We start from the raw sequence: 19,144 nt of genomic DNA on the forward strand, positions 1-19,144 counted from the left end.
GAAGCCCGCGGCGGCTCAGACGCGGCGCGCCTTCACCGCGTCGCTCAGCACCTGCAGCACGCCGACCGAGTCGTCCCAGCCGATGCAGGCGTCGGTGATGCTCTGGCCGTAGGCGAGGGCGCCCGGCTGGTCCTTGCCGGGGGTGAATTTCTGGGCCCCGTCCACCAGGTGGCTCTCGACCATCACGCCGAAGATGCGGCGGCTGCCAGCACGCAGCTGGCCGGCGATGTCCTTCGCGACGTCGATCTGGCGTTGGTGTTGCTTGCTCGAATTGGCATGGCTGCAGTCGACCATCAGCGCCGGGTTCAGCTTGGCCTCGACCAGCGCCTGGCAGGCCGCCGTGACGCTGCCGTCGTCGTAGTTCGGCAGCCGGCCGCCGCGCAGGATCACGTGGCAATCCTTGTTGCCCTTGGTCTCGACGATCGCGACCTGGCCGTTCTTGTGCACCGACAAGAAGTGGTGCGGCCGCGCCGCGGCCTGGATCGCGTCGCAGGCGATCTTCAGGTTGCCGTCGGTGCCGTTCTTGAAGCCGATCGGCGCCGACAGGCCTGAGGCGAGCTCGCGGTGGACCTGGCTTTCGGTGGTGCGCGCGCCGATCGCGCCCCAGCTGATCAGGTCGCCGATGTACTGCGGGCTGATCGTGTCGAGGAACTCGCTGCCGGCCGGCACGCCGAGCCGGTTGATCTCGACCAGCAACTGGCGCGCGATGCGCAGGCCTTCGTCGATCCGGTAACTCTCGTCGAGGTAGGGGTCGTTGATCAACCCCTTCCAGCCGACGGTGGTGCGCGGCTTCTCGAAGTAGACCCGCATCACGATTTCGAGCGTGTCGGCGAAACGCGCGCGTTCGGGGGCCAGGCGGCGCGCGTACTCCAGCGCCGCGGCCGGGTCATGGATCGAGCAAGGGCCGATGATGACCAGGAGTCGGTCGTCCTTGCCATTCATGATGTGGCGCACCGCGCTGCGGGTGTGCTTGATCAGCTTCTCGGTCGGCGTGCCGGCGATCGGAAAGAAGCGGATCAGGTGCTCGGGCGGCGGCAACGGGGTGACGTCCTCGATGCGCTGGTCGTCGGTTTCGCTGGTGCGCTCGCTCAGCACCAGCCCCGAGCGGGCGTGGTCGTGCGAGGTTGCGGTGGCGGTGGCTTTGGCGTTCATCGTCGTCTTTCCAGGGCGTTGTCGTCGATGCGGGAGAGGCCGGCCCGGCGAAAAAAAACCGCCGGGGTCGCCGGCGGTCTTTTGGGGTGTTTCGCTTGCTTTGCTGTTTCTTTCAGTTGCGCGCGATTGCCTCTCCAGCCGCCTGACGGGGCGAGAACCAAAAGTACGCAAAGAAAAATCGTTGAGCTCGCATGTGTAAATCTAAATGTAGCATGGGTTGAGCCTGCCACGGCTTCGATATGCTCCGCCGCTTGTTCTAAGTGGGAGCGATGGTGGTGAAGCGGCGTGTGTTGTTGCATTTGGCGGCGTTGATGGCCGCCGTGTCTGGATGTGGTGGTGGGGGCGATTCGGAGCCCCATGGGAATACGCCACCACCGCCGCCGCCACCGCCACCCCCACCCCCACCCCCACCCCCACCCCCACCGCCACCGCCACCGCCACCGCCACCGCCACCGCCACCGAACGTCCTGTTCGTCTCGATCGACGACTTGAACGACTGGGTGGGGTTCCTGGGTGGCCACCCGCAGGTGAAAACCCCGGCACTCGACGCGCTGGCTGGGCGGTCGTCGGTCTTCTCGCGGGCCTACTGCAATGCCCCGGTGTGCTCGGCGTCACGTGCCAACGTGCTGTCCGGCTTGTCGGTCGAGCACACGGGGGTCTACTACCTCGATCAGACCTTTCTCGGGGTGAACCCGGGCAAGAAGCAGGTCGACGACATGTTTGCCACCGCGGGCTACATCAAGCAGCGCTATGGCAAGGTCGACCACATCTATTCGACCCACGTCGCCCAGCCCTTGCCGGCAACGATGCCCTACGCGAACAAGGTGTGCCCGGCGCCGGTTGGTGAAGGGGCGTTCGACTGGGGCCCCGCGCCCAACGGCGATGCTGCCCAGCCCGACTACCAGTATGCGCAGTCCGGCATCGACTTCCTCAATGCCGCGCACGACAAGCCGTTCTTCTTGTCGGTGGGCTTTGCCAGGCCACATGTGGGCTGGTATGTGCCTCAGCGCTTCTTCGACATGTATCCAAAAGATACGCTGGTCCTGCCACCGGCCCCGCCGGACGACCTGGATGACCTTGGCGCGGCAGGCAAGGCGGCCGCGCTGAAGTTCAATTTCCACAACTGCATCACCAGCCAGAACCTGTGGGCCGATGCGGTGCAGGCCTACCTGGCCAGCATCACGTGGGTCGACTCGCAGCTCGCGCGCCTGATCGCTGCATTGGATGCCAGCCCGTATGCCGACAACACGATCGTCGTCGTCTGGAGTGACCATGGCTTCCACCTGGGCGAGAAGTTCCACTGGCAGAAACTGGCGCTGTGGGAGCGCGCCACCCGTGTGCCGCTGCTGATTCGCATGCCGGGCCAAACCGCGCGCGTGAGCATTGACGCGTGCGTGAGCCTGCGTGACTTGGCGCCGACCTTGCTCGACCGCTGCGGCGTGGCACCGGCCTATGCGATGGATGGCATCAGCCTGAACCCGCTGATCGCCAACCCCAGCTTGCCATGGGACCACCCGGTGCTGACCACCAAGGATCAGCACGACCATGCGATCCGCACCGCGGACTGGCGCTACATCCGCTATGCCAGCGGGGAGCGCGAGTTGTACGACGAGCGCAATGACCCGGGCGAACTGCACAACCTGGCCTCGGACGGCCTGCACGAGGCCCTGATGGCGCAGTTGGATGCGCTGATGCCGCCCAAGCCCTGAGCGATCCCCATCCGCCCCTCGCGGGTGGGGACCGGATTTCTCCAGCCCCATATCGACACCGAGCTGACCGACTTGAGGCGTAAAAGCAGGCCCGAAAGGCTGTCTTTTCCGCTTCAAGCCTTGCTCCGAGCGACCGAAACAACCCGCATGCGTGGCCGCGATGGCGCCGCGCGACAGGCAAGGGGTTGGCCATGCAGGCGTTCGGGTACAACACGGGTTCTTTCTCTGCGGCAGCACCAAGGCAGGCAGGTTTGGCATCGATCTTCGCTGTGGCACTGCTGGTCGCTGCGTGTGGCGGCGGTGGCGGCGCGGGGGCCGACCAGGCGCCGACGGGCAGTGGCACCGATGTCGGCACGGGTGGCGGCACCGGTGGTATCGATGGCGGCGCCTTGCCGCCTCCCGACGATGGCGGCAGCACCGGCCCCACGCCCCAGGACGGCCCTGATGCGCTGTACTTCCGGCCCACCTCGGCACTGGCCGCTGCCGGGGCCCTTGATCGCATTTCGGGGGGCAGTGCCCTGTTCGCCGCCTGGAACCCGAACGACCCGAAGACGGCGCTGAAGCCAGGCTTGAAGATCATGTTCTTTGGCCAGGCCCAGGGCTGCGCCGGGGGCACCGAGGGCCCGTTGACCGCGCTGTCCGACAGCCGCTTGGCTCGCGTGGCGGGGTTGACCACGCTGCCCCACGCCGCAGCGCTGCCGGCACTGCGCTGGACACCGTCCGGCCACGCCGGTGGATGCGACAGCCAGGCGCAGGATCGCGACGGTGCGTCCGCCGTGTTCGTCAATGCCGACGACAACGCCGGTGCGGTCGGCATGCTGACCACCTCCGGCAAGCAAGACGACGGCGCGACGCCGTTCTTCGGCCCCTATGGCGCTGCTGGCCAGAACGGCGCCGGCGCCAATGCGTTCATCACCGGCACCTTCATCAACTTCCGCCAGGCGTGGGGCGCGGCCGATCCGCTGCAGCCCTGGACCGGCAGCGCGTCGGCGCGGGTGCGTAGTGTGCAGAGCCTGGGCGCCGTGCAGCTCGAAACGACCGGCAGCCAGGCGGTGCAGGTCAAGCAGCAGATGATGGCCACCTTCCTGAACCGCAGCTGCATGAAGGAAACATCCGGCCAGCCCTGCCAAATCCAGTACCTGTTCAACACCGCGATTGCTCGCTCAGGCGTCAGTGACTGGTCGCAGGTGAGCTGGTTCAAGAACGGCGATGTCTGGTTCGACCCCGCGCAAGGCGGCATTCCGATCGTCGATGGTCCGATCTATGCCAGCGGCACGATCACGGCCGATTCGAAGACCAAGCTGCCGCTGTTCGTGTCGCAGGGGTCGGCCACCCAGCACCAGGCGTTCTCGGGCCGCACGTTCGACGTGACGATCGGCTTCGACCAACTGGCCAACGTGCTGCGCATCGTGGCTGCGCGCCAACTGGGGGTCGACATGTCGACGCTCACCGAAGGCCAACTGGCCAAGGTCTGGGGCAGCGGCTGGAACCGTCGCGACGATTGGGTGCTGCTGTCCGGCCACGTGGGGCAAGAGGTCTACAACCCCGACAGCGACCACCGGGTGCAGATCGGCGGTGGCTTCAAGAGCCTGTACGTCGGGCCCCAAGGCTGAGGGGGCTGCACGGCCACGTCCGCGCGGGCGCCTCACTTATCATGCCGAAGCCTGCCGTGATGGTGGGCTTCGCTGTTTCTGGACCCTTCCCGCGGCCTGCCATGTTCGACCAACCTTTGCTGCTGGAGCCCTTGCTCCGCCTGATGCCGCTGCCGCCGTCGCTGGTTCGCCATGCGCCGTTGTCGAACGAAAAGCGCCTGCGCAGTGTGTTGCTGCGCAACACGCCGCAGGGCAGCGGCCTGGGGGCCATGTTCGACGACACCTGCGTGCTGACGGTGGCCGAGGACATGGAGCCGGCGCAGGCGCCGTTCAAACTGACGATCCATGGCGGCAAGAAGCACTTCAGCGGGGTGCACCTGACGGCGCTCAGCCCCAAGGGGCAACTCAACCTGACGCTGGGCGACGACGGCATCAAGGTCTTTGTCGGTGTCGACACCAACGTGCGTGTCGGCATGCAGCTGTTCCGCCGGCCTACCGTGTTCATCGGCGATCGCGCGACCATCGGCCAGTCGCGGATCATCGTCAACCACGCCGATCTGGTGATCGGCGAGGACTGTCAGCTGATCGAGGATGTGCTGATCCAGTGCAACGATCCGCACCCGATCATCGACCAGATCAGCGGCGAGTTGATCAACGGCGAGCGTCGGCGCACCTACCTGGGCCGGCATGTGCTGGTGCAGCGCCGCGCAATGCTGATGCCAGGCGTGCGCATCGGCGACGGCGCGATCGTGCAGCCCGGCGCCCTGGTGGTGCACGACATCCCTGCCCACACGATGGTGGGCGGCGCGCCCGCCACGACGCTGCGCGAACAGGTGGGCTGGGAGCGTGATTTCAACAAGGTCGGCAGTTCTGCCCCGAGCAGGGGTTGACCGACCCGCGGGGTGCCTGGCTTCAGGCCGTCCCGCCCACCGTGATCCCGTCGATGCGCAGCGTCGGCTGCCCCACACCCACCGGCACGCTCTGGCCGTCCTTGCCGCAGGTGCCGACGCCGGTGTCGAGTTGCATGTCGTTGCCGACCATGCTGACGCGGGTCATCGCCTCGGGGCCGTTGCCGATCAGGGTCGCGCCCTTGACCGGGTAGAGGACCTTGCCGTTCTCGACCCAGAAGGCCTCGGAGGCCGAGAAGACGAATTTGCCGCTGGTGATGTCGACCTGGCCGCCGCCGAAGTTGGTCGCGTACAGGCCGCGTTTGATGCTCGCGACGATCTCTTCCTTGGTCCGGTCGCCCGACAGCATGTAGGTATTGGTCATGCGCGGCATCGGCACATGGGCGTAGCTTTCGCGGCGGCCGTTGCCAGTCGGCTTCACGCCCATCAGGCGCGCATTCATGCTGTCTTGCATGTAGCCGCGCAGGATGCCGTCTTCGATCAGCACGTTGCGCTGCGTCGGGTTGCCTTCGTCGTCGATGTTGAGCGAGCCGCGCCGGTCGGCGATCGTGCCGTCGTCGAGCACGGTGACGCCCTTGGCGGCGACACGCTGGCCGATGCGGCCCGAGAAGGTTGACGAGCCCTTGCGGTTGAAGTCACCCTCAAGGCCGTGGCCGACCGCCTCGTGCAGCATCACGCCCGGCCAGCCCGAACCCAGCACCACGGTCATCTCGCCGGCCGGGGCGGGGCGTGATTCGAGGTTGGTCAGCGCGGCGTTGACGGCCTGGTCGACATACTCGACCAGCTGCGCTTCCTGAAAGTAGCCCAAGCCGAAACGGCCGCCGCCGCCGCCCGAGCCGACCTCGCGCCGGCCGTTCTGTTCGGCGATCACGGTGACCGACAGGCGCACCAGCGGCCGCACGTCGGCGGCGCGGGTGCCGTCGGCGCGGGCGACCATCACCACGTCGTACTCGGCGGCCAGGCCGGCCATCACCTGCACCACGCGCGGGTCGCGCGAGCGGGCCATCTTTTCGACACGCTCCAGCAGCGCCACCTTCTGCGTGCTGTCCAGCGTCGCGATCGGGTCCATCGGCGCGTACAGCGTGCGGCTGCCGGCCACCTTGGTCGGCCCGCCGACCTTGATGCGTTTGCTTTGCCCCGCTGCGGCGATCGCGCGCACCGTGCGGGCCGCGTCGAACAAGGCCGCCTCGGAGATGTCGTCGGAGTAGGCGAAGGCGGTCTTCTCGCCCGCCACCGCGCGCACGCCGACGCCCTGGTCGATCGAGAAACTGCCGCTCTTGACGATGCCTTCTTCCAGGCTCCAGCCCTCGTGGCGGGTGTACTGGAAATACAGGTCGGCGTCGTCGACCCGGTGTTCGGCGATCACGCCGAGTGCCCGCGCCAGCGTGGTCTCGCTGAGTTGGTAAGGGTCCAGCAACAGGCCTTGGGCAACGCCCAGGCGCTCGAGGGTGGGTTCGCGGGCGATCATCGGCCGATTGTAGGCAGTGCCGCCTCGTCACGTTTGCTTTACATGGCTTTGCACTCGGCGGTCGGCGCGGCGCTAGCGGCCGACGTTGTGGGGTGGTGCCGCCGATCGGCGACCGACCACGAAAGGATCAACATGAACCTGCGCCATTTCCTCGCTGCCGCCGCACTGACGGCCGTGTCTGCCACCAGCTTTGCCCAAGCCGCGCCGACCCCTGTCCCGCCCTCGGTGCCGACCACCGAGCCGGTGCCGCGTGGCACCAACACCCCGGTGATCAACAAGCACGAGGCGAACCAGCACGACCGGATCGTCGCCGGCAAACAGTCGGGCGAGATCACCAAGCGTGAGGCCCAGCGCCTGCACGCCGAGCAGAAGGCGGTCGATCGGGCGCAGAACAAGGCCGCCGCCGATGGCAGCGTGTCGACCCAGGAGCGTCAGCACATCCGCCGCATGCAGCACCGTGCCGACAAGGACATCTACCGTCAGAAGCACGACGGCGCCACCAAGCCGGCAACGCCTTCGGTGCCGACGAACCCCAAGCCGGTCCAGTGAGCGGCGGCTCAGCCAGCGTCGCTGTCTGAGCGCTTGCCCGCCAGCGCGCGCGCATACAGCGCGTTGCGCGGCGCGCCGCTGATCTCAGCCGCCAAGGCCACGGCCTGCTTCAGCGGCAACTCGCGCAGCAGCACGGTCAGCGTGCGCTGCGCGGCGTCGCTGACGGCGTCGTCGCCCTCGGCCGTGGGGGCGATGGGGGCCGCGTGCAGCACCAGCACGAACTCACCTTTGGCCCGTACCGGGTCGGCCGCCAGCCAGGCGGGCAGCGCGGCGGCGTCCAGCGTCTCGATCTGTTCGAACTGCTTGGTCAGCTCGCGGCAGACCGTCACTCGCCGCGCGGGTGCACGTTCGGCCAGCTGGTCGAACAGGGTGGCCACGCGATGGGGTGCCTCGAACAGCACGCAAGCGCAGGGCTGGGCCAGTGCGGCGTCCAGCGCCGCGAGCCGCTCGGCGCCCTTGGGCGGCAGGAAGCCCGCAAAGTGAAACGCCGCGCTGTCGTTCGTGCCGGATGGGGCATGCCCGGCCGCGCTCAGCGCCGCCACCACACTGCTGGCGCCTGGGATCGGCAGCACCCGCCAGCCTGCGGCCCGCGCCTGCTCGACCAGCACCGCCCCCGGGTCCGACACGGCCGGCGTGCCGGCATCGCTGACATAGGCCACCCGCTCACCCGCAGCCAGCCGCGCCAGCACGCGTTCGCTGGCGCTGCGCTCGTTGTGCTCGTGCAGCGCGATCAGCGGCTTGTCCAGCCCCAGGTGCCGCATCAGCCCCGCGGTGACGCGGGTATCCTCACAGGCCACCGCATCGACCAGCGCCAACACGTGCACCGCGCGCAGGCTGAAGTCGGCCAGGTTGCCGATCGGCGTGGCCACCACGTACAGCGCGGACACCGGGTAATGCTGGCCACCCGCCACCTGGGCGGCGGCCTGCGTCAGCGCAAGCGGGGAAGGGGAGTGCATGTTCTTCAAGTCCAAGCCCAAGCGCGTGGAGGCCGCCTCGGCGGAAGGGGCGCCGGCCACGAGCCGGCAGGCCACCGGCGCCAGCGGCGAAGCGCGGGCGCTGGCCCATCTGCTGCAGCAAGGCCTGCAGCTGGTCGAGCGCAATTATCGGGTCGCGCGGGGCCCGTCGCGGCGCGCCGGCGAGGTCGACTTGATCTTGCGCGACCGCGACGGCACCTTGGTCTTTGTCGAGGTGCGCGCCCGCCGCAGCCGCGAGGCCGGTGGCGCGGCGGCCAGTGTCTCGGCCGCCAAGCAGGCCCGGCTGGTCTACGCTGCCCAGCACTACCTGGCGAGATTGCCGCGCCTGCCGCCGTGCCGCTTCGACGTGGTGGCCATCGATGGCGACGAGCTGACCTGGCTGCGCGCGGCCTTCGACGCGGCCTGAGCCGGGGCCCTGACCCGGCGTGGCCGTCACGGCAGCACAGGGCCGGCCCCTTATCATCGGCGCCCATGCTCGAAGCCCGTATCCAGCAGCAGTTTTTCGAATGTGCCGACCTGATGTACCAGGTGGCCGACGGCCTGGCGCGCCCGATTGCCGATGCGGCGCAGGCGGCCGTCGGGTGCCTCACGTCGGGCGGCAAGCTGCTGGCCTGTGGCCAGGGCGGCGGCCAGATGCTGGCGCAGTGGCTGTGCTCGGCGCTGATGCTGCGTTTCGAACGTGAACGCCCGCCGTTGGCCGCGCTGGCGCTGGGCCCAAGCCTGGCGCAGCCCCTGCAGGCGACCGGCGAACTGGCCGGCGACAGTGCCTTGGGCCTGGCGCTGCAGGTGCGCGCGCTGGGGCAGCCGGGCGACCTGCTGCTGGCCTGCAGTGCGGGTGGCGAAGACGCGGCGCTGCTGGCTGCCGTGCGCGAGGCCCATGCCAAAGAGATGAGCGTCGTGCTGCTCAGCGGCCCCGCGGCCGAGGCCTCGGCCTTGCCGACCCTGCTGGGCGAAACCGATGTCTGGATCGCCGTGCCGCACGAGCGGCCGGCCCGCGTGCACGAGCTGCACCTGCTGGTGCTGCATGCGCTGTGCGACGCGATCGATCTTCAACTGCTGGGCGATGCCGAACCAAGCTGAGCCGAACGACTCTGCCTGTCATCGACCGCTTTCAACCTGCATTCACCATGACCACCATGCCTCGACGTATTTCCCTGCTGGCCACGCTGGCCCTGGCCACTGTCACCACGGCGCTGACCAGCGCCTGCGCGCCACTGCTCATCGGGGGCGCGGTCGCCTCTGGCGCGCTGCTCTACAACGACCGCCGTACCTCGGGCGCCCAGCTGGAAGACCAGGCGATCGAATTCAAGGCCGGCCCGCGCCTGAAAGAGGCGCTGGGCGAGCGCGCCCACCTGAACGTGACCAGCTACAACCGACTCGTGCTGATCACCGGCGAGGTCGCGTCCGAGGCTGACCGCGAAGCCGCCGAAAAGGCCATCGCCGCGATCGAGAACGTGCGCTCGACCGTCAACGAGGCCGCGGTGATGGGCTTCAGCTCGCTGACCGCGCGCTCGAACGACGCGCTGCTGACCAGCAAGGTCAAGGCCGCGTTCATCGACAACGGCAACGTCCAGGCCAACGCGATCAAGGTCGTCACCGAGCGCGGCACCGTGTACCTGATGGGCCGGGTGACCGAGAAAGAAGCCGACAAGGCCGCCGAGGTGGCCCGCACCGTCAGCGGGGTGCAGAAGGTAGTGCGGGTGTTCGAGATGATCAGCGACGCCGAGCTGAAGGCGCTCGAGGCCAAGAAGTAGCCGCGAGACCCTGGCGCGCCACCGAGGCGCGCCAAGCGCTCACTTCAAGCGCCGGATCAGGCTCGACGTGTCCCAACGCCCGCCGCCCTGGGCCTGCACGTCGGCATAGAACTGGTCGACCAGGGCGGTCACCGGTACGCGGGCGCCGGTGCGGCGGGCTTCGTCGAGCACCAGGCCCAGGTCTTTTCGCATCCAGTCGACCGCGAAGCCGAAGTCGAACTTGTCTTCGACCATGGTCTTGCCGCGGTTGTCCATCTGCCAGCTCTGGGCGGCGCCCTTGCCGATCACGTCGAGCACCGCGGCCATGTCGAGCCCGGCTTTCTGGCCGAAGGCGATCGCCTCGGCCAGGCCTTGCACCAGCCCGGCGATGCAGATCTGGTTGACCATCTTCGCCAGCTGGCCCGCACCGCTGGTGCCCAGCAGCGTCACCGCCCGCGAGTAGGCCATCGCCACCGGCTTCATCGCGTCGAAAGGCTTCGCATCGCCGCCGCACATGACGGTCAACAGGCCGTTCACGGCGCCCGCCTGGCCACCCGATACCGGCGCGTCGACGAAGTGGATGCCATGTTGCAGGCCGGTGGCGTGCAGCTCACGCGCCACGTCGGCCGACGCCGTGGTGTGATCGACGAAGATGGCCCCCGGCGCCATGCCGGCGAATGCGCCGTCCTGCCCCAGCGCGACCGCCCGCAAGTCGTCGTCATTGCCCACGCAGGCGAACACGAACTCGGCGCCCTCGGCCGCCGCACGCGGCATGCCCGCCGATGCGCCGCCGTTCTCCGCCACCCACGCCTGCGCCTTCGCCGCCGTGCGGTTGTAGACCGTCACCGCATGCCCCGCCGCCGCCAGATGCGCCGCCATCGGCCCACCCATCACACCCAAACCAAGAAAGGCCACGCGCCGCGGCGCAATCGGTTCGTACGTCTTCATTCAAATGCTCCGTGCATGAAGTGAAGCCCATCGCGGCGCTGCGCAGCAGCCGCCGCCCCCAAGTGGCGTGCGCGGATCCGGCTGCGCCGGGCCGCTGCGCGAGCCCCCTCGGGGGGCAGCCCCCGGCAGGGGGCGTGAGGGCTAAACGATCGTGAGATGCTCCGTCCCCGCCGACAGATCGGACACCCGCGCGCGCTGGCTGTTCAGCTTGATCTGCAGCCGCAGGTCGTTGACCGAGTCGGCGTTGCGCAGCGCGTCTTCGTACGAGATGACCTGGCCTTCGTAGAGGTCGAACAGCGCCTGGTCGAAGGTCTGCATGCCGAGTTCGCGCGAGCGTTTCATCAGCTCTTTCAGCTCGCCCACCTGGCCCTTGAAGATCAGATCGGCCATCAGCGGCGTGTTCAGCATGATCTCGACCGCGGCGCGGCGGCCCTTGCCCTCCTGGCGCGGGATCAGGCGCTGCGAGATCATCGCCTTCAGGTTCAGCGAGATGTCCATCAGCAGCTGGTCGCGCCGCTCTTCGGGGAAGAAGTTGATGATCCGGTCCAGCGCCTGGTTGGCGCTGTTGGCGTGCAGGGTGGCCATGCACAAGTGGCCGGTTTCGGCAAAGGCGACCGCCAGCTCCATCGTCTTGCGGTCGCGTACTTCGCCCATCAGGATCACGTCCGGTGCCTGGCGCAGCGAGTTCTTCAGCGCGATGTCCCAGTCGTCGGTGTCGATGCCGACCTCGCGCTGCGTGATGATGCAGTTCTTGTGCGGGTGGACGAATTCGACCGGGTCTTCAACGGTGATGATGTGGTCTTGCGCGTTTTCGTTGCGCCAGTCGACCATCGCCGCGAGCGAGGTGCTCTTGCCCGAGCCGGTGGCGCCGACCATGATGACCAGGCCGCGCTTGGTCATCGCGATGTCTTTCAGGATCGTCGGCAGGCCCAGCTCGTCGACGGTCGGGATGTGCGCCGGGATCGTCCGCAGCACCATGCCGACGTGGCCTTGCTGCATGAAGGCGCTGACGCGAAAGCGCCCGATGCCGGCCGGCGAGATCGCGAAGTTGCACTCCTTGGTGCGTTCGAATTCGGCGGCCTGCTTGTCGTTCATGATCGCGCGGGCCAGCGTGATCGTGTGGGCGCCCGACAGCGGCTGCGGCGACACCTTGCTGACCTTGCCGTCGACCTTGATCGCGGGCGGGAAGTCGGCGGTCAGGAACAGGTCCGAGCCGTTGCGGGTGACCAACAGGCGCAGCAGGTCGCTGACGAATTTCGAGGCCTGGTCGCGTTCCATGGTGGATCTCCGAAATACAGGAAAGGTGGCCGGCTCAGCGCGGCGGTTCGGCGGCAGCGGGCATGCGGGACAGCAGCACCGAGACGCGGGCGCTGACCTGGCGCAGGCGCAGCGACAGCCGCTTGGCCAGCCAGCCCAGCAGCGCGGCGGCCAGGCGCGGCTCTTCTTCGAGCAGGCGGTCGAGCGTCGGTTGGGCCAGCACCGCCAGGTGAACGGGCGTCAGCGCCGTGCACGAGCTCAGGCGCGTGCCGCCGTCGATCACCGACAGCTCGCCGAGCACCTCGCCGGCGCGAACCTCGCCCAGGCGCACCTTGGCCCCCGAGGGCTGCGCGCGTTCTTCGGCCACGGCGCCTTGCAGCACGATCATCAGGTAGTCGCCTTGCTCGTCCTGGCTGAAGATTCGCTTGCCGGCGTCGAGCTCGACGTAGTCCAGTTGCCTGGCCAGCGCCTGCAGCTGCTGCGGCCCCAGCGCCGCCATCGCACGGTCGTGGCTGAACAGGCGCACCAGCGCGTTGATGCCGCTGGATTCGTCGTGCTTGCGCTCGCGCATGTCGACCGGGCGCTGCTTCCACGAGGCGACGCGGCGCGCGTCGTCGTGGCGGTCGACGAACTGGGTGGCATAGAAACCCGAATCGTCGGCGCGCTGCCGAGCCACCGGCTTCGGCTTGGCCGGCCGCCACCACCGGAACAGGAAGCCACCGACTGTCATGTGCTGTCTCTCCTCGATCCCGCCGCCCGCGGCCTCAGCCGGGGAAGTTCTCCGGGAACTTCGCCTTCACGCGTGCCTCGGCGCTGCTGATCACGTTGCGTCGCACCAGCTCGGCCAGGCATTGGTCCAGCGTCTGCATGCCCAGGTTCTGGCCGGTCTGGATCGACGAGTACATCTGCGCGATCTTGTTCTCGCGGATCAGGTTGCGGATGGCCGCGGTACCCAGCATGATCTCGTGCGCTGCGACGCGCCCGTTGCCGTCCTTGGTCTTGCACAGCGTCTGCGAGATGATGGCCTGCATCGACTCGGACAGCATCGCGCGCACCATGTCCTTCTCGGCCGCGGGGAAGACGTCGACCACGCGGTCGATCGTCTTGGCGGCGCTGGACGTGTGCAGCGTGCCGAACACCAAGTGGCCGGTTTCGGCCGCGGTCAGCGCCAGGCGGATCGTTTCCAGGTCACGCAGCTCGCCGACCAGGATCGCGTCCGGGTCTTCGCGCAGCGCGGCGCGCAGTGCGTTCGAAAAGCTCAGCGTGTGCGGGCCGACCTCGCGCTGGTTGATCAGGCACTTCTTCGATTCGTGCACGAACTCGATCGGGTCTTCCAGCGTCAGGATGTGGCCGTACTCGTTCTCGTTCAGGTGGTCGATGATCGCGGCCAGCGTGGTCGACTTGCCCGAGCCGGTCGGCCCGGTCACCAGCACCAGGCCGCGTGGCTTCAGCGCCAGGTCGGCAAAGACGGGCGGGCAGTTCAGGTTCGCCAGCGTCAGGATCTTCGACGGAATGGTCCGGAACACCGAGGCCGCGCCGCGGTTCTGGTGGAACGCGTTGACGCGAAAGCGCGCCAGGCCCTGCACCTCGAAGCTGAAGTCGCATTCGAGCGTGTCTTCATACTGCTTGCGCTGGGTGTCGTTCATGATGTCGTACACCATGGCGTGCACCTGCTTGTGCGTCATGGGGTCGACATTGATGCGGCGCACGTCGCCATGCACGCGGATCATCGGCGGCAGACCGGCTGACAGGTGCAGGTCCGATGCCTTGTTTTTCACCGAAAAGGCCAGCAGCTGGGTGATGTCCATGGGCAGTTAGGGCGGCTTGTCTCGAGGTGACACCAGGTGGCCGATGGGGGCGCGGCCTGGTGCCCGATGCTCGTGTCTTATGCTCAGGCAATGATGGGCACGAACCTGGGCAGTATCGCTGAGAACTTACGCCAAGTGCGGCACCGGATCGACCGTGCTTGCACCGAGTGCCAACGGCCGATACAGCATGTCACGTTGCTGGCGGTCAGCAAGACCTGCCCGGCCGACGCGGTGCGCGCGGCCGCGGCCGCCGGTCAGCGCGCATTTGGCGAGAACTATGTGCAAGAGGCCTTGACCAAGATCGAAGCGCTGGCTGATTTGCGGCCCCAACTCGAATGGCATTTGATCGGCCCCCTGCAATCGAACAAGACACGGGTCGTGGCCGAGGCCTTCGACTGGGTTCATACGGTGGATCGGCTGAAGATCGCCGAACGCCTGTCGGCCCAGCGGCCGGCGAACCTGCCGCCGTTGAACATCTGCCTGCAGGTCAATGTGGACGGCGAAGCCAGCAAGAGCGGCGTGATGTTCGACGAGCTGCCGGCGCTGGCGCAGGCCGTGGCAACGTTACCGGGGCTGCGGCTGCGCGGGCTGATGTCGATCCCCGAGCCGGTCGACGGCCTGGCGGCGCAGCGGGTGCCGCACCGGCGGCTACACGAGGCCTTCGTGGCCCTGCGGGATCAAGGCCTGGCGCTGGACACCCTGTCGATGGGCATGAGCGCCGACCTGGAGGCGGCGGTGCTCGAAGGCGCCACGCTGCTGCGCGTGGGCAGCGCCATCTTCGGCGCCCGCGGGTAGCCGCCGCGGGCAGCGTTTCAGGCGAACACGCCGTCCGACTCGTCCAGCCATTCGACCGGCCCGAGGTCCTGCACCTCGAGGCCGAGCTTCAGGTCCAGGCTCGAGTCGTACCAGCCGCCGGCGGCCACCGGGCCGGGCAGCATCGGCTCGACGCCCAGGGTCTGCGGCAGCTCGTCGATCGAGACCGTCGGCTCATGCCCGGTCTGCAGCGCCACGTCGTCGGGTCGGTTGGCCGGGGCTGGCAACCAGGCCGGCCAGCCGCGCGGGGCCGGGCGTTCGATCGGCAGGCGCGACAGGAAAGGCGGCAGGCGCAGGTGGGCGGCAAGGTGGATGGCGGGGCTGGTCACGGCGGTTCCCTCGTATGGTTCGCCGGTTCAGCCGGCATGAACGAGATCGTCCGCCAGACCCCACCCCCCGCGCCATCGCCCGCATGAGGGAGGGGTACCCCCCCAAAATGGGGCTCGCCGGTGGCGAAAACCGCCGCGCCTTGCAGGCTGCCAGGTGCCATCCGCCCGCCGAGTGGGATGCGCATGGCCGCTCGGAAGCGGCCAAGGCCCCTATGACCGCCGGCTCAGAAACTGAGCGACGTGCTGTTCTTCACTTCTTCCATCACCGCGTAGGTGCGGGTTTCGCGCACGCCCGGCAGCGACCAGATCACGTCGCCGACAAAGCTGCGGTAGGCGGCCATGTCCGAGACCCGGGTCTTCAGCAGGTAGTCGAAGCCGCCGGCGACCAGGTGGCATTCGAGGATCTCGGGCCGCACCTGCACGGCCGCGCGAAAGCTGTCCATCACGTCGTGCACTGTGCGGTCCAGCAGCACCTCGACGAAGACCATCAGCCCGGCGCCCAGCTTGAGCGGGTTCAGGCGGGCTTCATAGCCGAGGATGAAGCCGTCGCGCGTCAGGCGCTTGACCCGTTCGAGCACCGCGGTGGGCGACAAATGCACCTCCTCGGCCAATTTCAGGTTGCTGATCCGTCCGTCCTTTTGTAGAACGCGCAGGATTCTCAGATCGATCTTGTCGAGCCCGCGTTCGGCGAGGCTTTGGTCGTTTATCGTGGGCTGCATGCTTGAGAAAACTTCGTCACAGGCTGGGAACTCCGAATCTTTTTCAGGAATTGTCCGCGTAAGCTGCCAATCCTTCCAGTCAGGATTTCTACCGCCATAGCCCCCGGCCGCTGAATCAGCGTGTTACGGCGAGGCCCGGCTTGAAAGCACCCTCATGAGCGCTGTCACCCCGTCGCAAACCCCGTTCGCCGCTCCGCCGGCCCGGGCCCGCCTGCCCTTCCCGTATGTGCGCGAACACGAGGCGCTGCAGGCCGCGCGCCAGCGCCTGGCGCCCGGGGTCGACTGGGCCGGCGTCGTCGCACTGGCCAAGCCCTGGGTGCTGGCGGTGCGTGACAAGCCGGCACCGTTCTGGGCGATGGAATCGCTGCTGAAGGAATACCCGATCTCCAGCGCCGAGGGCCTGGCGCTGATGCGGCTGGCCGAGGCGCTGTTGCGTGTGCCCGACGTCGAGACCGCCGTCGCATTGACGGCCGACCAGCTGGGCCGGGCCGAGTTCGACAGCGCCGACGGCTCGGGCGGCATGCTGGCCAGCCTGTCGGCCACCGCGATCGCGCTGTCGAAGAAGTTCCTGCCCGAGGCTGAGGAAGAGCCCGGCTTGCTGAAGCGCCTGGGCGCCCGCACGGTCGTGGCCGCCACGGTGCGGGCGATCCAGCTGCTGGGCCGGCAGTTCGTGCTCGGCCGCACGATCGGCGAGGCGATGGGCGAGGCCGCCGCGCAGCGCCGCGAGCAGCCCAACCTGCGTTATTCGTACGACATGCTGGGCGAGGGCGCCCGCACCGAACACGACGCCGAGCGCTACCTGGCCTCGTACGCCAACGCGATCGACGTGATCGCCGCCACCGCCGGCCGCGCCGGCCCGGAGACCAGCGACGGCATCTCGATCAAGCTGTCGGCGCTGTTCTCGCGCTACGAAGACGCCCAGCGCGAGCGCGTGTTCGCCGAGCTGCTGCCGCGTGTCTGGTTGCTCGTCGAGCGGGCTGCGCCGGCGCAGCTGAACCTGACGATCGACGCCGAAGAGGTCGACCGGCTCGAGCTGTCGCTCGACCTGCTCGAGGCCTTGGGTGAACGCATCGCCAAGACCTACCCGCAATGGCGCGGCTTCGGCCTGGCGGTGCAGGCCTACCAGACCCGCGCGCTGGCGGTGGTCGACGAGGTGGCGGCGATCGCCCGCCGCCACGGCCTGCGCTTCATGGTCCGCCTGGTCAAGGGGGCCTATTGGGACGGCGAGGTCAAGCGCGCGCAGGAGCTGGGCCTGCCCGGTTACCCGGTCTACACCCGCAAGCCGCACACCGATGTGTCGTACCTGGCCTGCGCCAAGGCGCTGCTGGCGCACCGCGACGTGATCTACCCGCAGTTCGCGACCCACAACGCCGGCACCGTCGCGGCGATCGTCTGCATGGCCCGCGAGGCCGGCGCCGAGCCCGGCGCGCACTATGAGATGCAGCGCCTGCACGGCATGGGCGACGGCGTTTACCGCGAGCTGCTGAAAGACCCGCGCATGGCCTGCCGCGTCTACGCGCCGGTCGGCGAGCACCGCGACCTGCTGGCCTACCTGGTGCGCCGGCTGCTCGAGAACGGCGCCAATTCGTCGTTCGTGCACCAGCTGGCCGACCCGCGCGTGGTGCCCGAAGAGCTGCTCGCGTCGCCGCTCGGCCAGGCCCACGCCGGCGCCCCCGAGGCGACCGAGGGCCTACCGCTGCCGGTCGACCTGTACGGCGAGAACGGCGTCGTGCGGCGCTTGAACTCCACCGGCGCCGACATCACCTGCCTGGCCCAGCGCGCGCCGCTGACGGCGGCCATTGCCGCGACCCAGGTCGAGCGCATCCCCGAGGCCACCCGCGGCGACATCGACAGCGCGATGCAGCGGCTGCAGCAAGGCTTTGCCGCCTGGAACGCGCGGCCGGCCGTCGAGCGCGCGGCGATCGTGCGCCGGGCCGGCGACCTGCTCGATGCACGCCTGGCCGAGTACTGCGGCCTGCTGGTCAAAGAGGCCCACAAGACCCTCGGCGACTGCGTGGCCGAGGTGCGCGAGGCGGTCGACTTCTGCCGCTACTACGCCGACCAGGTGGCGGCCCAGACCGAAGCCAGCAGCGGCCGCGGCGTCTTCGTCTGCATCAGCCCGTGGAACTTCCCGCTCGCGATCTTCGCTGGCCAGGTGGTGGCCGCGCTGGCCGCCGGCAACAGCGTGGCCGCCAAGCCCGCCGAGCAGACACCGGCGGTGGCGGCGCGCATGGTCGCGCTGCTGCACGAAGCCGGTGTGCCGGCCGATGCGCTGGCGCTGCTGCACGGCCCGGGCGAGACGGTCGGCGCCGCCCTGGTGGCCGATGTGCGCACCGCCGGGGTCTGCTTCACCGGCTCGACCCAGGTTGCCCGCATCATCCAGCGCACGTTGGCCGACAAGGGCGGCGCCCCGGTGCCGCTGATCGCCGAGACCGGCGGCCTGAACGCGATGATCGTCGACTCGACCGCGCTGCCCGAGCAGGTGGTCGACGCGGTGGTGCAAAGCGCCTTCCGCTCGGCCGGCCAGCGCTGCTCGGCGCTGCGCCTGCTGTGCGTGCACGAGGGCATTGCCGACGGCGTGATCGAGATGCTCAAGGGCGCGATGGTCGAGCTGCGCGTCGGTGACCCGGCCGACCTGTCGACCGATGTCGGCCCGGTGATCGACGACGAGGCGTTCCAGGGCATCACCGCCCATGTGCAGCGGCTGAAGCGTGAAGCCAAGCTGCTGGGCGAGACGCCGGCCGATGCCTCGGCCTTCCCGCGCCTGGTGGCGCCGGCGGCGTTCGAGCTGAAACGCGTCGGCGACCTGAAGAGCGAGATCTTCGGGCCGGTGCTGCATGTGGTGCGCTGGGGCGGCGACCCCGAGGCGCTGGTGCGCGAGATCAACGCCCTGGGTTATGGCCTGACCTTCGGCATCCAGACCCGCATCGACAGCCGCGCCGAGCGCCTGGCCAAGCTGGCCCAGATCGGCAACGTCTACGTCAACCGCAACATGATCGGTGCGGTGGTCGGCGTGCAGCCGTTTGGCGGCGAAGGCCTGTCGGGCACCGGCCCGAAGGCGGGTGGGCCGCACTATGTGCTGCGCTTCGGCGCCGAGGCCGGCGCGCCCGCCGTGGCGGCCCCCGGCCCGGCCGTGTTGCCGGCCGCGGCGCCAGCGCCGGCGGCCATCGACACGGCCCGGCGTG

17 protein-coding genes and 1 pseudogene are annotated in these 19,144 nt (G+C 68.8%); 9 read left to right on the forward strand and 9 right to left on the reverse strand.

From position 1 onward, the window contains the following. Nucleotides 1–15: 15 nt before the first annotated feature. Nucleotides 16–1,152, reverse strand: a complete 1,137-nt coding sequence (locus ACE3SG_RS10930) for a 3-deoxy-7-phosphoheptulonate synthase (protein ID WP_374564932.1) — start codon at nucleotides 1,150–1,152, stop codon at nucleotides 16–18. 311 nt (nucleotides 1,153–1,463) lie between these two features. Between ACE3SG_RS10930 and ACE3SG_RS10935 the strand changes: the two genes are divergently transcribed. The 3 genes from ACE3SG_RS10935 to ACE3SG_RS10945 all read left to right on the forward strand — a co-directional run bounded on the left by ACE3SG_RS10935 (nucleotide 1,464) and on the right by ACE3SG_RS10945 (nucleotide 5,343). Then, nucleotides 1,464–2,861 (forward strand): sulfatase, encoded by a 1,398-nt coding sequence (locus ACE3SG_RS10935; protein ID WP_374565262.1) that lies wholly within the window; start codon nucleotides 1,464–1,466, stop codon nucleotides 2,859–2,861. Nucleotides 2,862–3,112: 251 nt separating this feature from the next. After that, nucleotides 3,113–4,474 (forward strand): hypothetical protein, encoded by a 1,362-nt coding sequence (locus ACE3SG_RS10940; protein WP_374564933.1) that lies wholly within the window; start codon nucleotides 3,113–3,115, stop codon nucleotides 4,472–4,474. Nucleotides 4,475–4,575: 101 nt separating this feature from the next. Further along, nucleotides 4,576–5,343 (forward strand): hypothetical protein, encoded by a 768-nt coding sequence (locus tag ACE3SG_RS10945; protein WP_374564934.1) that lies wholly within the window; start codon nucleotides 4,576–4,578, stop codon nucleotides 5,341–5,343. Between the two features lie 22 nt (nucleotides 5,344–5,365). On the opposite strand, the gene tldD is transcribed toward ACE3SG_RS10945, so the two are convergent. After that, nucleotides 5,366–6,829: a metalloprotease TldD gene (gene tldD, locus ACE3SG_RS10950; RefSeq protein WP_374564935.1), complete on the reverse strand. Its 1,464-nt coding sequence runs from the start codon at nucleotides 6,827–6,829 to the stop codon at nucleotides 5,366–5,368. 132 nt (nucleotides 6,830–6,961) lie between these two features. Here tldD and ACE3SG_RS10955 point away from each other — a divergent pair, with 132 nt between their 5' ends. Further along, entirely contained in the window at nucleotides 6,962–7,378 is a 417-nt protein-coding gene (locus ACE3SG_RS10955; protein WP_374564937.1) for a hypothetical protein, read from the forward strand. Nucleotides 7,379–7,386: 8 nt separating this feature from the next. Here ACE3SG_RS10955 and rsmI read toward each other — a convergent pair whose 3' ends face one another. After that, nucleotides 7,387–8,334, reverse strand: a complete 948-nt coding sequence (rsmI, locus tag ACE3SG_RS10960) for a 16S rRNA (cytidine(1402)-2'-O)-methyltransferase (RefSeq protein WP_374564938.1) — start codon at nucleotides 8,332–8,334, stop codon at nucleotides 7,387–7,389. Between rsmI and ACE3SG_RS10965 the strand changes: the two genes are divergently transcribed. The 3 genes from ACE3SG_RS10965 (at nucleotide 8,333) to ACE3SG_RS10975 (ending at nucleotide 10,106) form a co-directional block, all read left to right on the forward strand. Continuing rightward, a complete protein-coding gene (locus ACE3SG_RS10965) occupies nucleotides 8,333–8,758 on the forward strand; it encodes a YraN family protein (RefSeq protein WP_374564940.1) in 426 nt (141 codons plus the stop codon). The genes rsmI and ACE3SG_RS10965 overlap by 2 nt on opposite strands. Before the next feature lie 65 nt (nucleotides 8,759–8,823). Next, on the forward strand, nucleotides 8,824–9,432 hold the full coding sequence (locus ACE3SG_RS10970; RefSeq protein ID WP_374564941.1) for an SIS domain-containing protein: 609 nt from the start codon (nucleotides 8,824–8,826) through the stop codon (nucleotides 9,430–9,432). 47 nt (nucleotides 9,433–9,479) lie between these two features. Beyond that, the gene (locus ACE3SG_RS10975; RefSeq protein ID WP_374564942.1) at nucleotides 9,480–10,106 is read left to right on the forward strand and encodes a BON domain-containing protein; all 627 of its coding nucleotides are present in this window, start codon (nucleotides 9,480–9,482) and stop codon (nucleotides 10,104–10,106) included. A gap of 39 nt (nucleotides 10,107–10,145) precedes the next feature. Here the strand turns inward: ACE3SG_RS10975 and ACE3SG_RS10980 are convergent, their stop codons facing one another. The 4 genes from ACE3SG_RS10980 to ACE3SG_RS10995 form a co-directional block, all read right to left on the reverse strand. Beyond that, the gene (locus ACE3SG_RS10980; RefSeq protein WP_374564943.1) at nucleotides 10,146–11,033 is read right to left on the reverse strand and encodes an NAD(P)-dependent oxidoreductase; all 888 of its coding nucleotides are present in this window, start codon (nucleotides 11,031–11,033) and stop codon (nucleotides 10,146–10,148) included. Nucleotides 11,034–11,174: 141 nt separating this feature from the next. Continuing rightward, nucleotides 11,175–12,311, reverse strand: coding sequence for a PilT/PilU family type 4a pilus ATPase (locus tag ACE3SG_RS10985; protein ID WP_374564945.1), 1,137 nt, complete (start codon nucleotides 12,309–12,311; stop codon nucleotides 11,175–11,177). Nucleotides 12,312–12,345: 34 nt separating this feature from the next. Continuing rightward, nucleotides 12,346–13,020 carry a cyclic nucleotide-binding domain-containing protein gene (locus ACE3SG_RS10990; protein ID WP_374564947.1) on the reverse strand — a complete coding sequence of 225 codons (675 nt, stop codon included), beginning with the start codon at nucleotides 13,018–13,020 and terminating at the stop codon, nucleotides 12,346–12,348. A 34-nt stretch (nucleotides 13,021–13,054) separates the two neighbouring features. Further along, on the reverse strand, nucleotides 13,055–14,098 hold the full coding sequence (locus tag ACE3SG_RS10995; RefSeq protein ID WP_374564948.1) for a type IV pilus twitching motility protein PilT: 1,044 nt from the start codon (nucleotides 14,096–14,098) through the stop codon (nucleotides 13,055–13,057). 93 nt (nucleotides 14,099–14,191) lie between these two features. Between ACE3SG_RS10995 and ACE3SG_RS11000 the strand changes: the two genes are divergently transcribed. Further along, entirely contained in the window at nucleotides 14,192–14,893 is a 702-nt protein-coding gene (locus ACE3SG_RS11000; RefSeq protein WP_374565263.1) for a YggS family pyridoxal phosphate-dependent enzyme, read from the forward strand. Between the two features lie 17 nt (nucleotides 14,894–14,910). Here ACE3SG_RS11000 and ACE3SG_RS11005 read toward each other — a convergent pair whose 3' ends face one another. Further along, nucleotides 14,911–15,240: a hypothetical protein gene (locus ACE3SG_RS11005; protein WP_374564949.1), complete on the reverse strand. Its 330-nt coding sequence runs from the start codon at nucleotides 15,238–15,240 to the stop codon at nucleotides 14,911–14,913. A 224-nt stretch (nucleotides 15,241–15,464) separates the two neighbouring features. Continuing rightward, complete coding sequence (locus ACE3SG_RS11010; protein ID WP_329718860.1) at nucleotides 15,465–15,959, reverse strand: Lrp/AsnC ligand binding domain-containing protein; 495 nt, start codon at nucleotides 15,957–15,959, stop codon at nucleotides 15,465–15,467. A 154-nt stretch (nucleotides 15,960–16,113) separates the two neighbouring features. Between ACE3SG_RS11010 and ACE3SG_RS11015 the strand changes: the two are divergent. Continuing rightward, nucleotides 16,114–19,107: pseudogene (locus tag ACE3SG_RS11015) on the forward strand (L-glutamate gamma-semialdehyde dehydrogenase); the annotation flags it as partial. Nucleotides 19,108–19,144 lie beyond the last annotated feature (37 nt).

Origin of the sequence: Ideonella sp. (genome assembly GCF_041914305.1) — a bacterium.
GTDB lineage: Bacteria > Pseudomonadota > Gammaproteobacteria > Burkholderiales > Burkholderiaceae_C > Ideonella.

Excerpts from the sequence above, each read along its gene's own strand:
- ACE3SG_RS10930 (WP_374564932.1), bottom strand. The coding sequence starts at position 1,152 with ATGAACGCCAAAGCCACCGCCACCGCAACCTCGCACGACCACGCCCGC.
- ACE3SG_RS10935 (WP_374565262.1), top strand. The coding sequence starts at position 1,464 with ATGGCCGCCGTGTCTGGATGTGGTGGTGGGGGCGATTCGGAGCCCCAT.
- ACE3SG_RS10945 (WP_374564934.1), top strand. The coding sequence starts at position 4,576 with ATGTTCGACCAACCTTTGCTGCTGGAGCCCTTGCTCCGCCTGATGCCG.
- tldD (WP_374564935.1), bottom strand. The coding sequence starts at position 6,829 with ATGATCGCCCGCGAACCCACCCTCGAGCGCCTGGGCGTTGCCCAAGGC.
- ACE3SG_RS10955 (WP_374564937.1), top strand. The coding sequence starts at position 6,962 with ATGAACCTGCGCCATTTCCTCGCTGCCGCCGCACTGACGGCCGTGTCT.
- ACE3SG_RS10965 (WP_374564940.1), top strand. The coding sequence starts at position 8,333 with ATGTTCTTCAAGTCCAAGCCCAAGCGCGTGGAGGCCGCCTCGGCGGAA.
- rsmI (WP_374564938.1), bottom strand. The coding sequence starts at position 8,334 with ATGCACTCCCCTTCCCCGCTTGCGCTGACGCAGGCCGCCGCCCAGGTG.
- ACE3SG_RS10970 (WP_374564941.1), top strand. The coding sequence starts at position 8,824 with ATGCTCGAAGCCCGTATCCAGCAGCAGTTTTTCGAATGTGCCGACCTG.
- ACE3SG_RS10975 (WP_374564942.1), top strand. The coding sequence starts at position 9,480 with ATGACCACCATGCCTCGACGTATTTCCCTGCTGGCCACGCTGGCCCTG.
- ACE3SG_RS10980 (WP_374564943.1), bottom strand. The coding sequence starts at position 11,033 with ATGAAGACGTACGAACCGATTGCGCCGCGGCGCGTGGCCTTTCTTGGT.
- ACE3SG_RS10985 (WP_374564945.1), bottom strand. The coding sequence starts at position 12,311 with ATGGAACGCGACCAGGCCTCGAAATTCGTCAGCGACCTGCTGCGCCTG.
- ACE3SG_RS10990 (WP_374564947.1), bottom strand. The coding sequence starts at position 13,020 with ATGACAGTCGGTGGCTTCCTGTTCCGGTGGTGGCGGCCGGCCAAGCCG.
- ACE3SG_RS10995 (WP_374564948.1), bottom strand. The coding sequence starts at position 14,098 with ATGGACATCACCCAGCTGCTGGCCTTTTCGGTGAAAAACAAGGCATCG.
- ACE3SG_RS11000 (WP_374565263.1), top strand. The coding sequence starts at position 14,192 with ATGGGCACGAACCTGGGCAGTATCGCTGAGAACTTACGCCAAGTGCGG.
- ACE3SG_RS11010 (WP_329718860.1), bottom strand. The coding sequence starts at position 15,959 with ATGCAGCCCACGATAAACGACCAAAGCCTCGCCGAACGCGGGCTCGAC.